Raw genomic sequence first — 18172 nt, 5'->3', positions numbered from 1 at the left:
GCAACCTCCCGTTCAAGATGCCTTCATTTTCTCATGAGCTTGAGGTTCTTGAAAGGTGGGGAGTATTTGACGCTCACTTTTAAAGTCAGTTTGGATTGGTTAGTTACTGGTAAAGACCGACCCGCAAAAGAGGGTGACTCGTTGGGGGAAAAGATCCAATCGGTCGGTGCTGTTCATGAGCTCTCGGAGGATGAAAAGGCGTTTATCCGTGAGTATATTGAATTTACTGCTTATCGGAAGCAGGGTAAGAGGGAATGAGGAGTTTGCGGGAATTTTGCACAATTTCACTACTGCTGAAATGAAAGGTTTACTGCACATTTTGAGGATTATGCACGGTGAACCGTACCATAGTAGCGGCAAAAATATTTGATGGCGTGCTAGATTTGAGTTATGCCCAAATGACATAAACGGAGAGTAAACGCTCAATCCATGTATTTTGCATTATCATCATGCTATAATAAAAGTCAAATATATATTAAAGGAGCTACTATGTCTACTGAACTTAACCAACAAGCTCGCGATATAAAAACTAAGATTGAACAATTAGTTGAAATTGATAAATTAGATGAGGCGCTAGATATTATAAAAGCCTATAAACAAGTAATTATTAACGACCCAGAAATATATTCTATTGAAGGCGTCGCTTATGTAAAATTATTAGATTTTGAATCTGCAGAAGCAGTATTAAAAAGAGGTCTGATCGCAGATATTACATATTTTGATATTTTATATAATTTAGCAATAGTGTATGATCACCTGGGGCGGTTTGAAGAATCCAAATTATATTACACAAGATCTTTGCAATTTGTAAAAGACAACACACTTGCTGAAACGATTAAAGGTATGTTACTAAATAAAGCACGACAGATTCAAAAAAATAATGAAATCACGCCGGAACCTTCCAATGATTTCATAGATATTCTTTTGAATGAGTTGTTTTCATCGCTAATGAATAACTATCATTTTAACATAGACATCATTGCTTATGAAATAAGAGGTTTGCCAATAGTCGATCAGAATTATGTTAATACAGCTTTTAATAAAGAAAAAATTTTAATTAACTTTGATGGAATTGCTAATTTATTCAATCATCTTCGTGATGAATATTCACGCAATCTTCTTATCAAATTAATAGCTTATCGGATTCTTGGAAATCAAAAAGTAATGCTCCCTACAAATCAGAAAGAATATTGGGGTAATAGAGAAAAAGCACACACATTAATTAACTCAAAGGATACGATAAAAACGACTTTCTTGAATTTGGAATTAGATTATTTTGATCTCTCAGAGATTGGGTATGATTTACGGCTATATTTTAATTCAATTGGAGTAAGTAATACGTTTATAGAGAAACAGTATGAATATAATAAGCTAGAACAAAACATTAAAGTTAAAGAAGGGGATACAGTTATTGATGCAGGCGGATGTTGGGGGGACACGGCCCTATATTTTGCGCATGAGGTAGGTAACAAAGGGGCGGTTTATTCTTACGAATTTATTCCTAGTAATTTGGAAATTATGGATAGAAACATTAATTTAAACCCATCTGTGAAAGAAATAATAAAAGTTGTAAAAAAACCAGTTTGGAGTTCTTCTGGGGAAACTGTCTACTATCAAGACCTTGGGCCGGGTAGTAGGGTGACAAATAACTTGACCCCCCAAACAACAGGTAAGAGTGAAACCCTGTCAATTGACGATCTTGTTGAACTTTATAAAATTGAAAAAGTAGATTTTATCAAAATGGATATAGAGGGTGCTGAACTGTCGGCTTTAATAGGTGCTAATCAAACGATAAAGAAGTTCAGGCCGACCTTAGCCATATCCCTTTATCATAAAATTAGTGATTTTAGTGATATAGTCAAATATATCTCAGAATTAGATTCAAGATATGAGTATTACCTTAATCATTATACGATCTTCGATGAGGAAACTATACTTTTTGCAAAGCCAATAGCTACAGTAAAATAGGAAGAAAATGGTATATTTTTCCTTTTGTGAGCGTTTTTATTAGTCTCTGATCAGTCCGAAAGCTAAACTTTCAGATTCTTTGCCACTAGCGATACTACGAGCACAACTGCGAAGGAATATCTAGCTAGGGGAAACCAGATTGGATTTGCAAGAGTGGTAGGGCTAATGCAATCTATTGATCATCCACAGTTACAAGGACTACGTAGATTCGTACTTGTGACCGAAGATGCAGGTGGATTGTACTGTAAGTTTGACTTTAAACCGCTTGTTTTGGAAACGAATTTTGCATGCTTAAGTAAGGTTGATTTTATACTTCATACATATAGAAAAGAGATGACGCCATTCCTTTCACAGTAGTGAAAGAAAAGGCGTTTCTTTTTATTTTGCTCCTGCGACACTTCGATAGCTTCTTGATAGAATCTCGTAGTATTTTGGATCAGCCTATCACTTATGACTTATGAAGTACGTGCACAGCTTTTTAAAAATACCAGTATTTTCACATCCGATAGTTTTCATATCCGATTAACTATTTCTCAGGTAAAGCCGATAATATTATAGAGTAGGAGTGAAGGATACATACAAGTACTTTCGAAACTTTGAGTGGGAGATAGTATATGAACAATAATATTTTAATTAAAATCGAAGAGTATATTGAAAATAACGACTTAGAAAACGCTTTATCTCTCATTTTATCTAACGAAATGGAATATGAAAATAATGCTGATTTTTGGAATTTAAAAGGTGTGCTTTGTTTTAAAGTGGATGAGATAGCTTCAGCTATATCTTGTTTCTCTAGGGCTGTTGAGTTAGACTCTGATCATCAAGGAGCCGGAGAAAATCTTATATATATCAGAAATCAGCTTATAGATAGCACAAACGAAGATTTATCTGCTCTAAATGATGAGAATTTTGTTATTAGGATAGTTGATATTTTGGGAACCATGACTTCAAAGGTCGAATCTTGTATTAAAAGTCTTAATGAAGACGATTTAAGTACATGTATGATTATTCTTAAGGACATACAAAACGTTATGACATTATGTAGTGGAGAGGTCACTAGGTTAAAGAGAATTGTATCCTCACGTTTTATGTCAAATGTATTCGAAAATATTTTGTTAGTCTTAGAAGACTGTTTTCAAGATTACAATCAAAATTACGGCAAAAAATTAACACTATTAGTAGAGTTTACGCTACATCCGTTGTTAAAGGAGTTGCGAGAAGAGATCTACTTTTTTGGATTAATCTATCCCCATACTGACAAGATGGAATATTACTATAAAAACGAATTTGCTTTAGCAAATGCAAATCAATATGCAAAACAATCTCTAAAAACCGGGGAATATAAATTTGCAGTTTCAATATTAGTACCTGCGTACAATAAACTTGAATACACTAAGCTTTGTGTTGAATCGATATTAAAATATACAAATGAAATTGATTATGAGCTGATATTAGTTAACGACGGTTCCAGTGATGGTACAAAAGAGTATTTTGAAAATATTCCGCATGCAAACAAGAAGGTTATTAATTTCCACAAGAATACGGGTGCGATGCTTGCTTATTTTATAGGTGTGCGAGCAGCGCAAGGACAGGTTCTTGCTTCTGTTTCAAACGATGTTATCGTAACGGAGAATTGGCTTAAAAATCTTTTAATTTGTTTAAAGTCAGATAGCCAAATAGGGATGGTTGTACCAACCACAAATATCATATCTAACAATCAAGCTATTTCTGTACAATATGATACGATAGAAGAAATGCAAGATTTTGCGAAAAAATATAATAAATTTGATTCTAACAAATGGTTGGAGAGAGAAAGGATTTGCCCGTTTGTGCACGTTGTCCCAATGAGCGTCTACGGTAAGGGGATTTGTCATGACCGAATATTTCAATACGGCGAGTTCTGTGACGATGATATATCATTACAACTCCGTTTAAATGGGTATAAGCTTGTACTTGCGAAAGACACATTTTGTCACCATTTTGGAAGTGTGTCATTAAGTGAAGCACAGCGGGAAAGCAATTCACTTCAAATAAGTAGGGGAATATTCAAACAAAAAAACAAAATCGATGGTTGGCATGATTTACAAAACAACGTCAGTTACTTATTATCGAATATCGAGCATAAGAAAAACGAATCTATAAATGTTTTATGTATTGACCCGGGCTTTGGAATGATACCATACAAAATACGAAACGAATATAAAGAAAATGGTCATCCTAATGTCACATTATATAATTTCTCGACTGATAAAGATTTTAGGGATATCTCCAATAAAATATTTGATCATTTTATTTCAGCTGATACTACTGCGGATCTACTAGAAATATTTTATGGGAAGACATTTGAATATATATTATTTTGTAAACCCTTTGAAGAATATGCAGATGGGGAATTGCTTCTTAAGGATATAAAAAAATTATTATCTGACAATGGTGAAATTCGTTTCTTGATAAGCAACCCATATAGTGCAAATACTATTGTTAGCTTGCTTTCAATTAATCAAAATTTTATGGGTGATCATGTATTTAAGAGGTTTGCATCTCACGTAGCTATTGAGAAAAAGCTTTCGGATGAAGGATATACCCATATTAATAAAATTGTTATACCGTCGGGGAATAGCCAACTAGCTCTTGATGCCGTCAAAAAAATGGCTTCCAGTATTAATATGGAAATTAACAGTGCCAACGATATACTTTATAGCTCTGATGCATTATTATTCATTGTTAAAGCCTGGCTAGAGGAGCAAAAATGAAAGTAGCAATTATGCAACCATATTTTTTTCCGTATATCGGATATTTTCAGTTAATAGATTCAGTAGACGTGTTTGTCGTTTATGACAATATACAATATACGAAAAAAGGATGGATCAATCGAAATCGTTTCTTACAAAACGGAAAAGGTGCATATTTTACGATCCCCCTCCAAAAGAGTTCTGACTATTTAAGCGTAATTGATCGTACAGTTGCTTTAGAATTTAACAAAGAAAGGCTACTTAACCAGCTCAATGCTGCATATAAAAAGGCTCCGAATTTTCTGCAATTATTTCATATCTTTGAGGATTGCATATTGCATGAGGAGACTAATTTGTTTAAGTATATCTATTATTCAATTAAAAAAATGGTTGACGAATTGGATATTCATACGAAAATGATTGTTTCATCTTCTGTTAATATCGACCATTCCCTTAGGGGACAGGATAAGGTTATGGCAATTTGTAAAGAGTTAAATGCAAACATCTACATCAACGCAATCGGGGGAGTAGACTTGTATTCAAAAGAGGTTTTTGCGGACAATGGAATTGAGTTGCGCTTTATCAAGTCAAAACAAATAGAATATAAGCAGTTTAACAATGGGTTCGTACCGTGGCTTTCTATAATTGATATTATGATGTTTAATGACTTCAACATAGTTAAAGAGATGTTGAAGAATCATGACGTCATTTAGGTGGATCTTGATATGATTAGGATTTCTTCTGCAACTGAAATTTTTGAGGTATTGAAGCGATTTAATGATTGTTTTCCACTTTCAATTGATAGCCGGGTGGGAAATCTAGGTTCCTATGCAATAAAACTTGCAGAACATGCTTTTGTCTATGTAACACAAGATAATGGGGAAATTACTGGAGTAGTTGTATTTTATGCAAACGATTCATCGACAAAGGTGGCATATCTTAGTCAAATCGCAGTATCAGTACTACATCAAAACAAAGGAATAGGAAGTTTATTATTACAATTTAGCTGCGATCTCTCTAAGGAATATGGTATGACAAAAATGAAGCTAGAGGTTGATAATTCAAATTCCAAGGCAATATCCCATTATGAAAAACATAAATTTACGATAATTGGTCAAGCATCATTAGACTCTCAGTATATGATGAAGGAGCTAACATGAAAATGTATAAATGGATTAAAAAAGGAGTAGTTTTTGATCCTTCAACAATTGAAAATAGACCATTATGGATGAATCAATTCGCACAGGCACCTAATGTAATAGTGTTCGAAAAGTTTGTTCGAGTGTATTTCAGCTGCAGACCATTACCTGATAAGAACGAACAGTATGTGAGCTACAGTTCTTTTGTGGATTTAAATAGAGAAAACTTGTTAGAAGTTATCAACATCGCTACAAATCCCTGCTTGACTTTGGGCAATATCGGAACTTTTGACGAGTTTGGTATATATCCAGTCTCAGCGATAAGAGAAGGAAATGAGATATTAGCTTACTATGGAGGTTGGACAAGGTGCGAGTCTGTACCATTCAATGTTGCAATTGGTTTTGCAAAAAGTACAGACGGTGGCCATACGTTCGAAAGAGTTGGTGAAGGTCCTATATTATCCTATTCACTAGATGAGCCTTTTGTTATTGCTTCTCCGAAAATAAGGAAATTCCATAACATTTATTACTTATCTTATATAGCTGGTCGTAAATGGTTTGTGGATAATGGTAAAAAAGAAATTATTTACAAAATAAGAATGGCAACATCACAAGATGGCACGAATTGGAGGAAAATTAACAAGGATATTATTTCAGATAAACTAGGGGAAGATGAAGCTCAAGCCTGTCCAGATATTATTTTTCGTAATAATAAATACCATATGTTCTTTTGTTATAGGCAGGCAGTTGATTTTAGAAGAAATAAAACAAATAGCTATCGTATCGGCTATGCGTATTCCGATGATTTAATAAATTGGACTAGAGATGATGACAAAGTAGGAATCGATGTTTCTAATAATGGTTGGGACTCAGAAATGGTTGCCTACCCAAATGTGTTCGAACTTGATGGCAAAATATACATGTTTTATCTTGGTAATGAAGTTGGCAAATTTGGGTTCGGATTAGCTGAGTTGCAGGGGGATTTAACTTAAATGAAATGGAAAAAAGTTGGGAAAATTTTTGACCCTGCGGATTATGGTTTAATATTCGCGCAATCACCGCAGACATTAGTATTTGATGACTTTGTTCGAGTATATTTCTCAACTAGAAAAAAAGACAAAGATAAATATCTGAGTCATATAGCATTCGTAGATTTTGATAAGAGCTTTAAAAAGGTCATTAATATATCCCAAAATACAGTAATTTCTTTAGGTAGATTAGGTTCATTTGACGAGCATGGTGTTTTTCCAATGAATGTTGTGAGATATGATAACGACATATATGCCTATACTTCGGGTTGGAATAGAAAATCATCCGTTTCAGTAGATACGAGTATCGGCTTAGCAGTTTCAAATGACAATGGGCTAACATTTCAAAAATTAGGTGATGGTCCTGTATTAACTTCTTCTATACATGAGCCATTTCTAGTAGGCGATCCCTTTGTGAAAATTATTAATAATGTATTTCATATGTGGTATATATATGGTGTAAGTTGGAAATTTTTTGGTAGTAACACTCAACCGGATCGTGTCTATAAAATAGGTCATGCAGTCTCTAAAGATGGAGTTGACTGGGTTAAAGATAACAGACAAATTATTAGCGACAGTTTTCATGATGAAAGTCAAGCTCTTCCTACAGTAATATATTTCAAAAATAAATATCATATGTTTTTTTGCTATAGACAATCGTCAGATTTTCGGAAAAATAGTAGCAGAGCTTACAGAATAGGGTATGCTTGCTCGAATGACCTAGTTAATTGGGTAAGAGATGATGAACAAGCAGGAATAAATGTTACCGAAAACAGCTGGGATTCTGATATGATGTGCTATCCTCATGTATTCAGTTTTAACGATGATGTTTACTTGCTATACAACGGCAATGAGTTTGGTAGACATGGTTTTGGATTAGCGAGATTAGAGGGGGAAATATGACTAAACAACGAGATTACAATAAAGAATTAGAAAATACTCCTGAGCGGAAATATGCTTACAATTTTGATATTGATGTCATGCATCCATTTATGCTAAGATCATTCGAACCATTTTTCAGGCAAGGTAATTGTCTTGAAATGGGTAGCTTTAAGGGTGACTTTACTAAAAGATTATTGTCTTACTTTGATGATATTACTTGTTTAGAAGCATCTGATGAAGCTATTAATGTGGCACAAAAACAATTAGGAGAAAAGGTTAGTTATATTAATTCATTATTTGAAGTGGCAATACTACCTACAAAATACGACAATATCGTTTTAACTCATGTGCTTGAGCATATTGATGATCCTGTTTCACTACTCAAAAAAGTGAATACGGAGTGGTTGTCAGACGAAGGACGCTTTTTTATAGTTTGTCCTAACGCGAATGCTCCATCAAGACAGATAGCTGTCAAAATGGGACTTATTAGCCACAACAGTGCCGTAACTGATGCTGAGGCAACTCATGGACATAGAATAACGTACTCGTTGGATACATTAGAAAGAGATATAAGACGGTCAGGACTTAAAATTATTCACCGTTCAGGAATATTTTTCAAAGCACTTGCTAACTTTCAATGGGATCAGTTGCTTAACACAGACATTATTTCAAAAGAATATTTAGATGGTTGTTATGAACTAGGACAGCAGTATCCCGATTTATGTGCAAGCATATTTTTTGTGTGTGAAAAAGGCCGCATGTAAATTGACTAATTGAGGTGTTCTAATGATCAATGTGACTAAGTCCTCATTACCTCCATTTGAGGAATATATAGATGAGATAAGGTCTATATGGGAAACTAAGTGGCTTACCAACATGGGAGAGAAACATGATAAGCTTGAAAAGGAACTTGAAGCTTATTTGGAAGTCCCAATTATCTCACTGTTTAATAATGGTCATGTGGCACTTGAAATGGCGATAGAGGTTCTCAATTTAACAGGGGAAGTTATTACTACCCCTTTTACATTTGCTTCAACAACTCATGCGATTACCAGGAAAGGTCTGACTCCTGTTTTTTGTGATATTTCAGACGATGATTATACAATAGATGTCGATAGGATTGAATCTTTAATCACTGATAAAACATCTGCTATTATGCCAGTCCATGTGTACGGAAATGTTTGCAATGTGAAAGAAATTGACAGAATTTCGAAAAAATATAATTTAAAAGTTATTTATGACGCAGCTCATGCATTCGGTGTTACTGTAAATGGTCAAGGTATAGGGAACTTTGGTGATATATCTATGTTTAGTTTCCATGCAACAAAGGTCTTTAACTCAATTGAGGGTGGAGCTTTGACTTTTGCAAATGAAAATTATAAAGCTCAACTTTACCAAATTAAAAATTTTGGAATCGTATCTCCTGAAAGTGTGGTCTTTGCAGGTGGTAACGGTAAGATGAATGAATTCTCTGCTGCGATGGGAATTTGTAATATTCGCCGTATAAATGAAAATATTGCAAGCAGAAAATGGGTTGTAGAGCTTTATAGAGAGCGATTATCTGGGGTTAAGGGATTGACACTGTTGCAATCGCAGAAGGGAGTATCTTCAAATTATTCCTATTTCCCTGTTGTGTTCAACGAGAAAGAATTAGGGAAAACCCGTGACCAGATACACGCTGCTCTCGCCAAAGAAAACATAATAGCACGAAAATATTTTTACCCACTAACAAATACCTTTGAATGCTATAATGGAAGATTCAATTCAAACGAAACACCCGTGGCAAAATATATTGCTGAGAGGGTTCTTACGTTACCCCTATATCCAGAGTTGACGCAGCAAGACGTTGATAGGATATGCAGTATAATATTGGGGGAATAAAACACATCTACCATCTTCCAGAGAATGTAAAAGTATAGTTTTTTCTCTGGAGGCGATCACGTGAATACTCCGCTTAAAACGTATTCGTATACTTCCGGCCCCGCCGTGTTGGTGGATCGACTTTGTCGTGAAATCGAGTTTGAGCAGACTTTGAATGAGCTGCTTCCATGGGATGCGAGCCGCTGCAAGCTGTCGCCCGGTGCGCGAATCAAAGCCCTTGTCATCAATGTACTTAGCGGCAAAGATCCCCTCTGCCATGTTAAGCGATTTTACCGTGATCAAGACGTTGAGCTGTTGTTCGGTGACGGTGTAACCGCTGATGATTTGAATGATGACGCGCTCGCTCGCGCACTCGACAAGCTGCATGAGGCCACGCCGTGGAAGGTATACTCCACGCTCGCCATTCGTGCCATGCGCAAGCTTGGCCTGCCGATCGGTACACTGCATAACGACACGACATCGGTAAGTTTGCACGGTGCTTACGAAGGGGAGGCCGATCTTCAGATCGTACGTGGACATAGCAAAGACTATCGGCCTGACCTCAAGCAGATTATGCTTGGGCTAGCTGTTTCGCCGGAGCGCATCCCCATACTCGCGAATGTGGAGAACGGGAACACCTCGGACAAAACGTGGAACTTCACGTTCATCCGGAAGCTGCGGCTATGAAAAGGATGCACAACAGGCGTTTGCCGTTATAGAATGGCTCTTGTCGAAAGGGTGCGAAACGATTTCATAACATAATAGATGATCGATCATATCAGAAAGGGGAATGAATCCTTCAAAAACGGGGATTCGTCATATGCCTATGGAAAGTCACATGACTATTTTAGTTGAGAGAACAGACTGTATTCTTTATTGCGCGGTACCAGACCTATCGAACGAACAGGGTACAGGCTTTTGCGATAGAGGCCCGGAAATTTTATGGGAGCGAGCGCGATAAGTGTATGCCTGATGATGGTGCCGCGGCTTGACCCGGAGCCTCTGGCGGGCCCGATGTTTCTGCGATGGGCGAAGTGGCCTAAATGGCCTTGTTCGCTCCGGCATCCAGCCTATCAGGCCCGCCCCCTCCGCCTCAAGCTGCTGAACTGTAACTTCAATCTTGCATGGTTTCGCCGCATTCATTTTGGTTCTGCTAATGACCATTTCGCGGCCTGCATGTCCTTTTAAAAACTTCCATGAGTTTATTACGTCCCCGCTTGCGATCTTCCAATACCCGCTTGACTCCCTGGATCAGAAGCTTGTATCTCATTTCGTCGTCGTGGCTAAGTTTGCGCATCTCTTCGAAGTAAGTCTTCACGTGTAAGCTCACTGTCCTTTCTAATTTTGTATAAGCGTACCATGTTGTTCTGAACATTTTCTAAATAACGAACAAACCATTTTGCAAGGACATGCGACCGACCTTTAGTAAGGCCGCGCCGCGGCAGGCTACTTTCGCATTTTTCGTCGATGAACTACAAAAAAATTCCACGATAGAACGGAACAATTATGCTTGCACCTTACGTAACGTAAGGTTTTATAATGAAGCTACCGGTATAAAGCTAGCGCCAAAGAGTGGAGATGATGATGAAGACATATTGGAAGATCGGAGACCTCGCCCATCTGACGGGGCTTACCGTACGAACCTTGCGTTTTTATGATCAAATTGGGCTGTTCTATCCGTCGGAACATACGGAATCCGGCCACAGGTTGTACAATGAATCGGACCTGTCGCGTTTGCACCAGATTTTATCGCTTAAGGAGCTGGGGCTATCTCTTGAGGAGATTAAATCGGTTTTAACCGGCGGGCAAATCAGTCCGCTTGAGATCGTCAACTTGCAGATCAACCGAATCAAAGAGCAGATCAAGCTGCAGCAGAAATTATTGGAGCAGCTCGAACATGTATCCAAGCTTATGCAGGGCAAGGCGCAAGTAACGGTGGAAGATTTCACGAGCCTTCTGCAAGCGATGAAAATGTCATTTGAGAAGCTGGTCATTGAGCGGCAAACGATTTGGGAGCGAAACCTGGATCTGTTGGGGGACTTTCTTGCCGAGGAGAAGAGGAATACCGAAACCTAAGGAGGAAAATCAATGAATGAACGATTTGTCAAGCATGCGACCTTCGTTGTCGAGCGGACTTATGCCGCCTCGCCGGAGCGGGTTTACCAAGCCTGGGCCGACCCGGTTGCCAAAGCCAAGTGGTTTTCGAAGCCGGAGATCTTCGACTTTCGGGTTGGCGGGCGCGAGTACAGCAGCGGCGGGCCGCCGGAAGGGCCGGTCTTTACGTTCGACGCCAGTTACCAGGAAATTGTTCCGGAGCAGCGCATTGTCTATACGTACACCCTGGATTCCGGCAGCACACGCGTCTCCGTCTCGAATACAACGGTCGAGCTGATCAAGCTGGAGGGCGGCACGAAACTCATTTTTACGGAGCAAGGGGCATACTTTGACGGACACGATACACCGGAAATACGGGAGCACGGCACCACTCTCATGCTGGACGCGCTCGGCAAGGTCTTTGAAGAGGGGAATGGTCATGACCATGGGTAAAAATGAAATTGTTTCCACACGCGACTTCGATGTACCGCAGGAGCTTGTATTTCGGGCTTGGACAACCCCCGATTTGCTCGCTCGTTGGTGGGGGCCGCATGGCTTCACGAATACATTTCATGAGTGCGATATAAGGCCAGGCGGCACGTGGCGATTCATCATGCATGGACCGGACGGCACGGATTACCCGAACCATAACGTCTTTGTTGAGATCGTACCGCTTGAGCGGATCGTGCTTGATCATCTATCCGGTCACGAATTTCGGGTAACGGCTACTTTCGAGAACCTGGAAGGCCGCACCAAAGTTATTTTCCGTCAGCTTTTCAAGCTAACCGAGGAATTCGAACGAGTCAAGGCATTCTGTACTGAAGCTAATGAACAGAACCTCGACCGGTTAGGCAGGGTGCTGGAAGAAATGACCTCCTAGCCATGCGGGATGAATTAAAAATATCGCCGTTCACTCGCTCTGTCGGCGTTGGACGGCGATATTTTTATACTCTATCACTCAGCGCGGCTGACGGTTTCAACTGCCTCTCCTCTTGCTTATTCGCCACGTAACTATGCAGAATCATGCCAAGAACAACGACAATCATCCCGCACCAAGATAAAGGCGAGGGCAGGGGGATCGACAAAAACAACAGCTCCCCAGCTAAGGCGAAAAGAACCTCCATCGACTGCGTGGCTTCAACCGAAGCTAGCTTCCGCATATTTCCCCGCACCATATCCGTTGCTTTGAAGAAGAGGACTGTGGCCACGACGCCGGAAAACAGGGCAACCAGCAAAGCTTGAAAGCTCTGCTCCTTACTCGGCAATCCTACAGTAGACAAGCCATACAAGGAAAGGACTAGCCAGAAAGGCAGACTTGCAATCGTCATGCCCAACACCCTCTGAAAAGTATCCAAGCGCCCTTCGCAGAGCTCCATCATTTTCCGATTACCCAAAGGATAGGCAAACGACGCGATTAGCACAGGGATCACTCCGAGCAGCAGGCTTTCCAAGGAAAGGCGCTTGGCATGTTCCATCTGCATGAGAATGATCCCTAGCAGGATGAGGAGCGACATGATCAGACCTTTAACGGGAATTTTCCCTCTGGTTCGCAGGGGGCCCTTGTCGGTGTGTACCGTCTCCCAAAATAACGGCGCAAGCAAAGTGCCCGAGATAATCGTCATTTGCCATGTGCCGGCGATTAGCCAACCGGGGGAATAAGCGGCTGCAAAGCATAAGGGAGCATAGAATAACCCGAATCCCACAGTACCCCACAATAACCACGTTCCAGGTTGTTTCCTCATTTCCGTTAACAGCGGACGCAGGTTTTTTCTAGCCAGTACCACGCCCAAGAGCAGTGGAACCATGAAGAGGTACCGCAGCGAAGCGCTCCAAATCCAACTTCCGCCGGACAGCTCCATTGAGGCATTGAGAACAAAAGTAGAAGCAAAAAAGAAGGCCGAACATACCCCGATCCAAATGGGCTTCAACTAAACTCACCTCGGCTCCGGGGATTGGGTTAGCAGTTCGCCGAGACTTAGCCAGTTTTCTTCGACAAGCCGGACAACCTTCTCATGCTCCCCATTTCGGCAAGCGGCAATCATGTGATTGTGCTGCTCCACGGAATGTAACCCTTTCAAGGTATTAAATTGGGAAATCTCCAATCGTCGAATTTTGGGGATGCTGCGCTCTAACGCCAGCACGATCTCAGGATTCCCCGCCACGTCCAAGAACACCTTGTGAAAATGCGTATCCGCCTCGATGGCCTGAATCACATCGCCTTGTTCAATCGCAAGCTGTAAAGCGTTATTGCTCGCTTCCAACGTTTGAAGATCCGTTTCCGTTAAAACAGGACATGCGAGCCTTGCCGCTAAAGCGTGCAAGACGGCGACTACCGTAAACGCGTGCTTCGCCTCCGTTACATTTAATGGTGCTACGTAAGTGGACGATCCCGGGAGGGATGCGACCAGGCCTTCATCTTCGAGCCTTTTGAGCGCTTCCCTAACAGGCGTGCGGCTAATGCCGAATTTTTCCGCCAGTTCTTTGTCGCTCAAGCGTTCCTCTGGATGCAATTCCAAGGTGATAATCCACTTTTTCAAAGTTTGATACACTTCATCTCTTAACGACAGTCGTTGAATGGGTTTAATCTGATCTTTTTTCATAAAACCAATATATCGGATATTGAATTTTTGGGCAATAATTATTTGTGATCCGGTAAGGTCGGCGATTTATCAGCAAAACTAATAAAAGCTATAAAATCCTTTTAATTGATCCGTTTACCCGGCTGTGATAGCTTGAAGGTATGAATAAATTAATTATATAAGAATACTAGGAATTATTTTCATCCTATGCGAGGTGCATATTGTTGATATTACAGGTGATGAACAGTCCTTTTGACCAAGAGCAGGTGGAGCTTCTCAATCGCTTGCTGCCTACGCTGACGGAGGTGCAGAAGATTTGGCTGAGCGGTTATTTGACGGCTCTGCACAAAACCGAAGCTTCGGCGGCTGCTCCGGCCGTGAACCAACCGGTCCTCTCGAAGGAGGTTACGGTGCTGTTCGGGTCCCAGACCGGCAACAGCCAGAAGCTGGCCAAGAAGCTGAGCGAAAAGCTGAAGGAGCAGGGCCTCCAGCCAACACTTTCCTCCATGAGCGACTTCAAGCCAAATACGCTTAAGAAGGTTGAAAATCTGCTCATTCTGGTGAGTACGCACGGGGAAGGCGAACCGCCGGATAACGCGCTGTCTTTCTATGAATTTCTGCACAGCAAGAGAGCGCCGCAATTGGAAGGCTTGCGGTTTTCCGTACTGGGTTTGGGGGATACTTCGTATGAATTTTTCTGCCAGACGGGCAAGGACTTCGACAAGCGTCTTGAGGAGCTCGGAGGCAAAAGGCTTACCGCACGCGTCGACTGCGATGTGGATTTTGAGGATTCCGCGGCGGAATGGATAGATCGTGTCGTGGCCTCTCTGAACGAGGCCCCGGCGGCCTCGTCCTTGGCAAGTGGCAGCGGTGCAACCGTCCGCAGCGAGACGCAGCAGACGGAATATTCAAGGTCTAGCCCGTTTCAAGCCGCAGTGCTTGAAAATTTGAATCTGAACGGCCGCGGATCGGACCGGGAAACCCGTCACCTGGAGATTTCGCTGGAAGGGTCCAATCTCCAGTATGAGCCGGGCGACAGCTTGGGCGTGTATCCGAACAATCATCCCAGACTTGTCGATGAACTGATTCAGGCGCTGGATTGGAACCGGGAGGAGCTCGTTCCGGTCGATAAAAACGGCAACGAACGCCCGCTGCTTGAAGCGTTGACCAGCCACTATGAAATTACGGTTCTGACCAAGCCGCTGTTGGAGCAAGCGGCCAATCTCTTCCCGGATAGCGGCCTGCAGGAGCTGCTTGCGCCGGGACGTGAGCAGGAGCTTCGAACGTATATCAAAAACCGGGATGTGTTGGATTTGGTGCAGGATTACCAGCTAAAGGGAGTATCGGGCAAATCATTCGTATCGATTCTTCGCAAGCTGCCGCCGCGTCTTTATTCCATATCCAGCAGTCCGAAGGCGTACCCGGACGAGGTGCATCTCACGGTCCGAAAGGTACACTACGAAGCACATGGACGAGAGCGATACGGGGTTTGCTCGACTTATATCGCCGAGCATTTGGAACTGGGCGATTCGCTGCCGGTATTTATCCAGCACAATCCGAACTTCAAGCTTCCGCAAAATCCGGATACGCCGGTCATCATGATCGGACCCGGCACAGGCGCTGCTCCGTTCCGGGCCTTCTTGGGCGAACGAGAGGAAACCGGGGCGCAGGGCAAGACGTGGCTGTTTTTCGGCGACCGCCATTTCTCCACGGATTTCCTTTACCAGGTCGAGTGGCAGCGTTGGCTGAAAGACGGCGTGCTGACCCGTATGGATGTCGCGTTCTCCCGCGATACGGATGAGAAGGTTTATGTGCAGCACCGCATTCTTGAACATGGCAAGGAATTGTATCAGTGGCTGCAGGAAGGGGCCAGCGTCTACGTGTGCGGAGACGAAAAGCACATGGCGCATGACGTTCATGCCGCTCTCGCTTCCATTATTGAGCGGGAGGGCGGACTTAGCTCAGAGGCCGCTGCAGAGTATTTGGCACGATTGCAACAGGATAAACGTTATCAGCGAGATGTCTACTGAGTTCAGGCTCCAAAGATAACGAGAGGGGATAGGGACATGAGCGAAAATAATTTACTTTCAGCCAATAGTGCGCCTCATAGCGATGTAGAGGAGATCAAGAAGCGAAGCGACTACCTGCGGGGATCGCTTGCTGCAACGCTCCATGACAGAATCACGGGCTCCATTCCCGAGGACGATAACCGCTTGATGAAATTTCACGGAAGCTATATGCAGGATGACCGGGATCTTCGCAACGAGCGGAATAAACAAAAGCTGGAACCGGCCTACCAGTTCATGGTGCGCGTGAGGGCTGCCGGTGGGGTCGTTTCGCCGGAGCAATGGCTCATGATGGACCGGGTCGCACAGCAGTATGCTAACGGAACGATTCGTCTCACGACCCGTCAGTCGTTCCAGCTTCACGGCGTGATCAAGTGGAACATGAAACAGGTCATCAAGGAAGTCAACGAAGCGCTGTTAAGCACGCTTGCGGCATGCGGGGATGTCAATCGTAACGTGATGAGCAACCCGAACCCGTACGTTTCCGAAATTCACGAGCAGGTGTACGAATGGGCCAAGAAAATAAGCCATCATCTTGATCCGCGAACCAGAGCCTACCATGAAATTTGGCTGGATGAAGAGAAGGTTGTCGACAGCCGCGACGGAGAAGAGCAAGAACCGATATATGGACCGGTATATTTGCCGCGTAAGTTCAAGATCGGCATTGCCGTGCCGCCTTCCAACGACGTCGATGTCTTCTCTCAGGATCTTGGCTTCATCGCGATTCATGAGAAAGGGCGGCTGCTGGGCTTCAACGTGGCTGTCGGCGGAGGCATGGGGATGACGCACGGCGATCCGCAAACATATCCGCAGCTGGCGCGGGTGATCGGTTTTGTCACGCCGGAGCAGGTCGTCGACGTGGCAGAAAAGACAGTCACGATCCAAAGGGATTATGGAGACCGTTCGGTGCGAAAGCATGCCCGGTTCAAGTACACCATTGACGACCGCGGCTTGGAATGGTTTATCGACGAGCTTCATCAGCGGTTGGGGTGGAAGCTGGAGGAAGCGCGACCTTATCATTTCGACCACAATGGAGACCGTTACGGCTGGGTGAAGGGAAGCAACGGCAAATGGAATTTCACCCTCTTTATTCAGAACGGCCGGGTGAAGGATGAAGACAATTACCCGTTGATGTCCGGGTTGCGGGAAATTGCCAAGGTGCACAACGGGGATTTCCGTCTGACGCCGAATCAGAATCTGATCATCGGCAACGTATCGGCCCAGAAGAAGAAAAAAATCGAGGAACTCATCAAGGAATACGGGCTGACCGACGGCATTCACTATTCCGCGCTGCGCAGAAACTCGATGGCCTGTGTTGCCTTTCCGACCTGTGGTTTGGCGATGGCCGAATCGGAGCGCTATTTGCCCACGCTGCTGGACAAGATCGAATCGATCTTGGACGAGGCGGGATTGCGCGAAGAGGAGATTGTCATTCGGATGACCGGCTGTCCGAACGGATGCGCCCGGCCTGCGCTTGCAGAGATTTCCTTTATCGGCAAGGCCCCTGGGAGATACAACATGTACTTGGGCGGCGGCTTCTCTGGCAACCGACTCAATAAAATGTACCGCGAAAATATTGATGAAACGCAGATTCTTGCGGAGCTGCGGCCTATCTTGAACCGCTATGCGAAGGAACGCGAGGAAGGCGAACATTTCGGCGATTTCGTAATTCGCGCCGGGTACGTGAAAGAAGTTCGTTCGGGACTGGATTTTCACGAGTAAGGGTAACGGAATATTCTTATATGACAATTCGTGAGCTGTCTTTAAAAGTAGATTTCTACTGCAGAGACAGCTCTTCTTTATGGATTGGCCACGCTGGACCTT

14 protein-coding genes and 3 pseudogenes are annotated in these 18172 nt (G+C 42.6%); 15 read left to right on the top strand and 2 right to left on the bottom strand.

Features of this window, described 5'->3' with window-relative positions:
• The 13 genes and pseudogenes from NLX71_RS22270 to NLX71_RS22210 form a co-directional block, all read left to right on the top strand.
• Window positions 1-258: pseudogene (locus NLX71_RS22270) on the top strand (hypothetical protein); the annotation flags it as partial.
• A gap of 231 nt (window positions 259-489) precedes the next feature.
• Window positions 490-1968 (top strand): protein arginine N-methyltransferase, encoded by a 1479-nt coding sequence (locus NLX71_RS22265; protein ID WP_254365950.1) that lies wholly within the window; start codon window positions 490-492, stop codon window positions 1966-1968.
• A gap of 614 nt (window positions 1969-2582) precedes the next feature.
• The gene (locus tag NLX71_RS22260; protein WP_254365949.1) at window positions 2583-4721 is read left to right on the top strand and encodes a glycosyltransferase; all 2139 of its coding nucleotides are present in this window, start codon (window positions 2583-2585) and stop codon (window positions 4719-4721) included.
• Window positions 4718-5413: a WbqC family protein gene (locus NLX71_RS22255; protein WP_254365948.1), complete on the top strand. Its 696-nt coding sequence runs from the start codon at window positions 4718-4720 to the stop codon at window positions 5411-5413. The genes NLX71_RS22260 and NLX71_RS22255 overlap by 4 nt, the downstream gene beginning before the upstream one ends.
• A 12-nt stretch (window positions 5414-5425) precedes the next feature.
• Window positions 5426-5860: a GNAT family N-acetyltransferase gene (locus tag NLX71_RS22250; RefSeq protein WP_254365947.1), complete on the top strand. Its 435-nt coding sequence runs from the start codon at window positions 5426-5428 to the stop codon at window positions 5858-5860.
• 2 nt (window positions 5861-5862) lie between these two features.
• Complete coding sequence (locus NLX71_RS22245) at window positions 5863-6831, top strand: glycoside hydrolase family protein (protein ID WP_254365946.1); 969 nt, start codon at window positions 5863-5865, stop codon at window positions 6829-6831.
• Window positions 6832-7770, top strand: coding sequence for a glycoside hydrolase family protein (locus NLX71_RS22240; RefSeq protein WP_254365945.1), 939 nt, complete (start codon window positions 6832-6834; stop codon window positions 7768-7770).
• Window positions 7767-8513, top strand: coding sequence for a class I SAM-dependent methyltransferase (locus NLX71_RS22235; RefSeq protein ID WP_254365944.1), 747 nt, complete (start codon window positions 7767-7769; stop codon window positions 8511-8513). The genes NLX71_RS22240 and NLX71_RS22235 overlap by 4 nt, the downstream gene beginning before the upstream one ends.
• Window positions 8514-8535: 22 nt before the next feature.
• Window positions 8536-9630, top strand: a complete 1095-nt coding sequence (locus NLX71_RS22230) for a DegT/DnrJ/EryC1/StrS family aminotransferase (RefSeq protein WP_254365943.1) — start codon at window positions 8536-8538, stop codon at window positions 9628-9630.
• Between the two features lie 60 nt (window positions 9631-9690).
• Window positions 9691-10290 (top strand): annotated as a pseudogene (locus tag NLX71_RS22225) (IS1634 family transposase); the annotation flags it as partial.
• 903 nt (window positions 10291-11193) lie between these two features.
• Window positions 11194-11701: pseudogene (locus NLX71_RS22220) on the top strand (MerR family transcriptional regulator).
• Window positions 11698-12156, top strand: a complete 459-nt coding sequence (locus tag NLX71_RS22215; protein WP_254365940.1) for an SRPBCC family protein — start codon at window positions 11698-11700, stop codon at window positions 12154-12156. Before NLX71_RS22220 ends, NLX71_RS22215 begins: the two are co-directional and overlap by 4 nt.
• Window positions 12143-12583, top strand: coding sequence for an SRPBCC family protein (locus NLX71_RS22210; RefSeq protein WP_254365939.1), 441 nt, complete (start codon window positions 12143-12145; stop codon window positions 12581-12583). The genes NLX71_RS22215 and NLX71_RS22210 overlap by 14 nt, the downstream gene beginning before the upstream one ends.
• Before the next feature lie 64 nt (window positions 12584-12647).
• Here NLX71_RS22210 and NLX71_RS22205 read toward each other — a convergent pair whose 3' ends face one another.
• Both NLX71_RS22205 and NLX71_RS22200 read right to left on the bottom strand, forming a co-directional pair.
• Window positions 12648-13631 carry a DMT family transporter gene (locus NLX71_RS22205; RefSeq protein ID WP_254365938.1) on the bottom strand — a complete coding sequence of 328 codons (984 nt, stop codon included), beginning with the start codon at window positions 13629-13631 and terminating at the stop codon, window positions 12648-12650.
• Window positions 13632-13637: 6 nt separating this feature from the next.
• Window positions 13638-14303 carry a GntR family transcriptional regulator gene (locus NLX71_RS22200; protein WP_254365937.1) on the bottom strand — a complete coding sequence of 222 codons (666 nt, stop codon included), beginning with the start codon at window positions 14301-14303 and terminating at the stop codon, window positions 13638-13640.
• Between the two features lie 203 nt (window positions 14304-14506).
• On the opposite strand from NLX71_RS22200, the gene NLX71_RS22195 reads away from it, so the two are divergent.
• Window positions 14507-16312: an assimilatory sulfite reductase (NADPH) flavoprotein subunit gene (locus NLX71_RS22195; RefSeq protein WP_254365951.1), complete on the top strand. Its 1806-nt coding sequence runs from the start codon at window positions 14507-14509 to the stop codon at window positions 16310-16312.
• A gap of 36 nt (window positions 16313-16348) precedes the next feature.
• Window positions 16349-18070, top strand: coding sequence for an assimilatory sulfite reductase (NADPH) hemoprotein subunit (gene cysI, locus NLX71_RS22190; RefSeq protein ID WP_254365936.1), 1722 nt, complete (start codon window positions 16349-16351; stop codon window positions 18068-18070).
• The last annotated feature ends 102 nt before the right edge of the window (window positions 18071-18172 follow it).

This window comes from Paenibacillus sp. MZ04-78.2 (genome assembly GCF_024213375.1).
Taxonomy (GTDB): Bacteria; Bacillota; Bacilli; order Paenibacillales; family NBRC-103111; genus Paenibacillus_G.
Note: the sequence above shows the minus strand (reverse complement) of the source record. Positions and strands in the feature narration are given on the sequence as shown.

Coding starts and splice junctions, on each gene's coding strand:
- NLX71_RS22265 (WP_254365950.1), top strand. CDS start 490: ATGTCTACTGAACTTAACCAACAAGCTCGCGATATAAAAACTAAGATT.
- NLX71_RS22210 (WP_254365939.1), top strand. CDS start 12,143: ATGACCATGGGTAAAAATGAAATTGTTTCCACACGCGACTTCGATGTA.
- NLX71_RS22215 (WP_254365940.1), top strand. CDS start 11,698: ATGAATGAACGATTTGTCAAGCATGCGACCTTCGTTGTCGAGCGGACT.
- NLX71_RS22230 (WP_254365943.1), top strand. CDS start 8,536: ATGATCAATGTGACTAAGTCCTCATTACCTCCATTTGAGGAATATATA.
- NLX71_RS22260 (WP_254365949.1), top strand. CDS start 2,583: ATGAACAATAATATTTTAATTAAAATCGAAGAGTATATTGAAAATAAC.
- NLX71_RS22250 (WP_254365947.1), top strand. CDS start 5,426: ATGATTAGGATTTCTTCTGCAACTGAAATTTTTGAGGTATTGAAGCGA.
- NLX71_RS22255 (WP_254365948.1), top strand. CDS start 4,718: ATGAAAGTAGCAATTATGCAACCATATTTTTTTCCGTATATCGGATAT.
- NLX71_RS22235 (WP_254365944.1), top strand. CDS start 7,767: ATGACTAAACAACGAGATTACAATAAAGAATTAGAAAATACTCCTGAG.
- NLX71_RS22200 (WP_254365937.1), bottom strand. CDS start 14,303: ATGAAAAAAGATCAGATTAAACCCATTCAACGACTGTCGTTAAGAGAT.
- cysI (WP_254365936.1), top strand. CDS start 16,349: ATGAGCGAAAATAATTTACTTTCAGCCAATAGTGCGCCTCATAGCGAT.
- NLX71_RS22240 (WP_254365945.1), top strand. CDS start 6,832: ATGAAATGGAAAAAAGTTGGGAAAATTTTTGACCCTGCGGATTATGGT.
- NLX71_RS22245 (WP_254365946.1), top strand. CDS start 5,863: ATGTATAAATGGATTAAAAAAGGAGTAGTTTTTGATCCTTCAACAATT.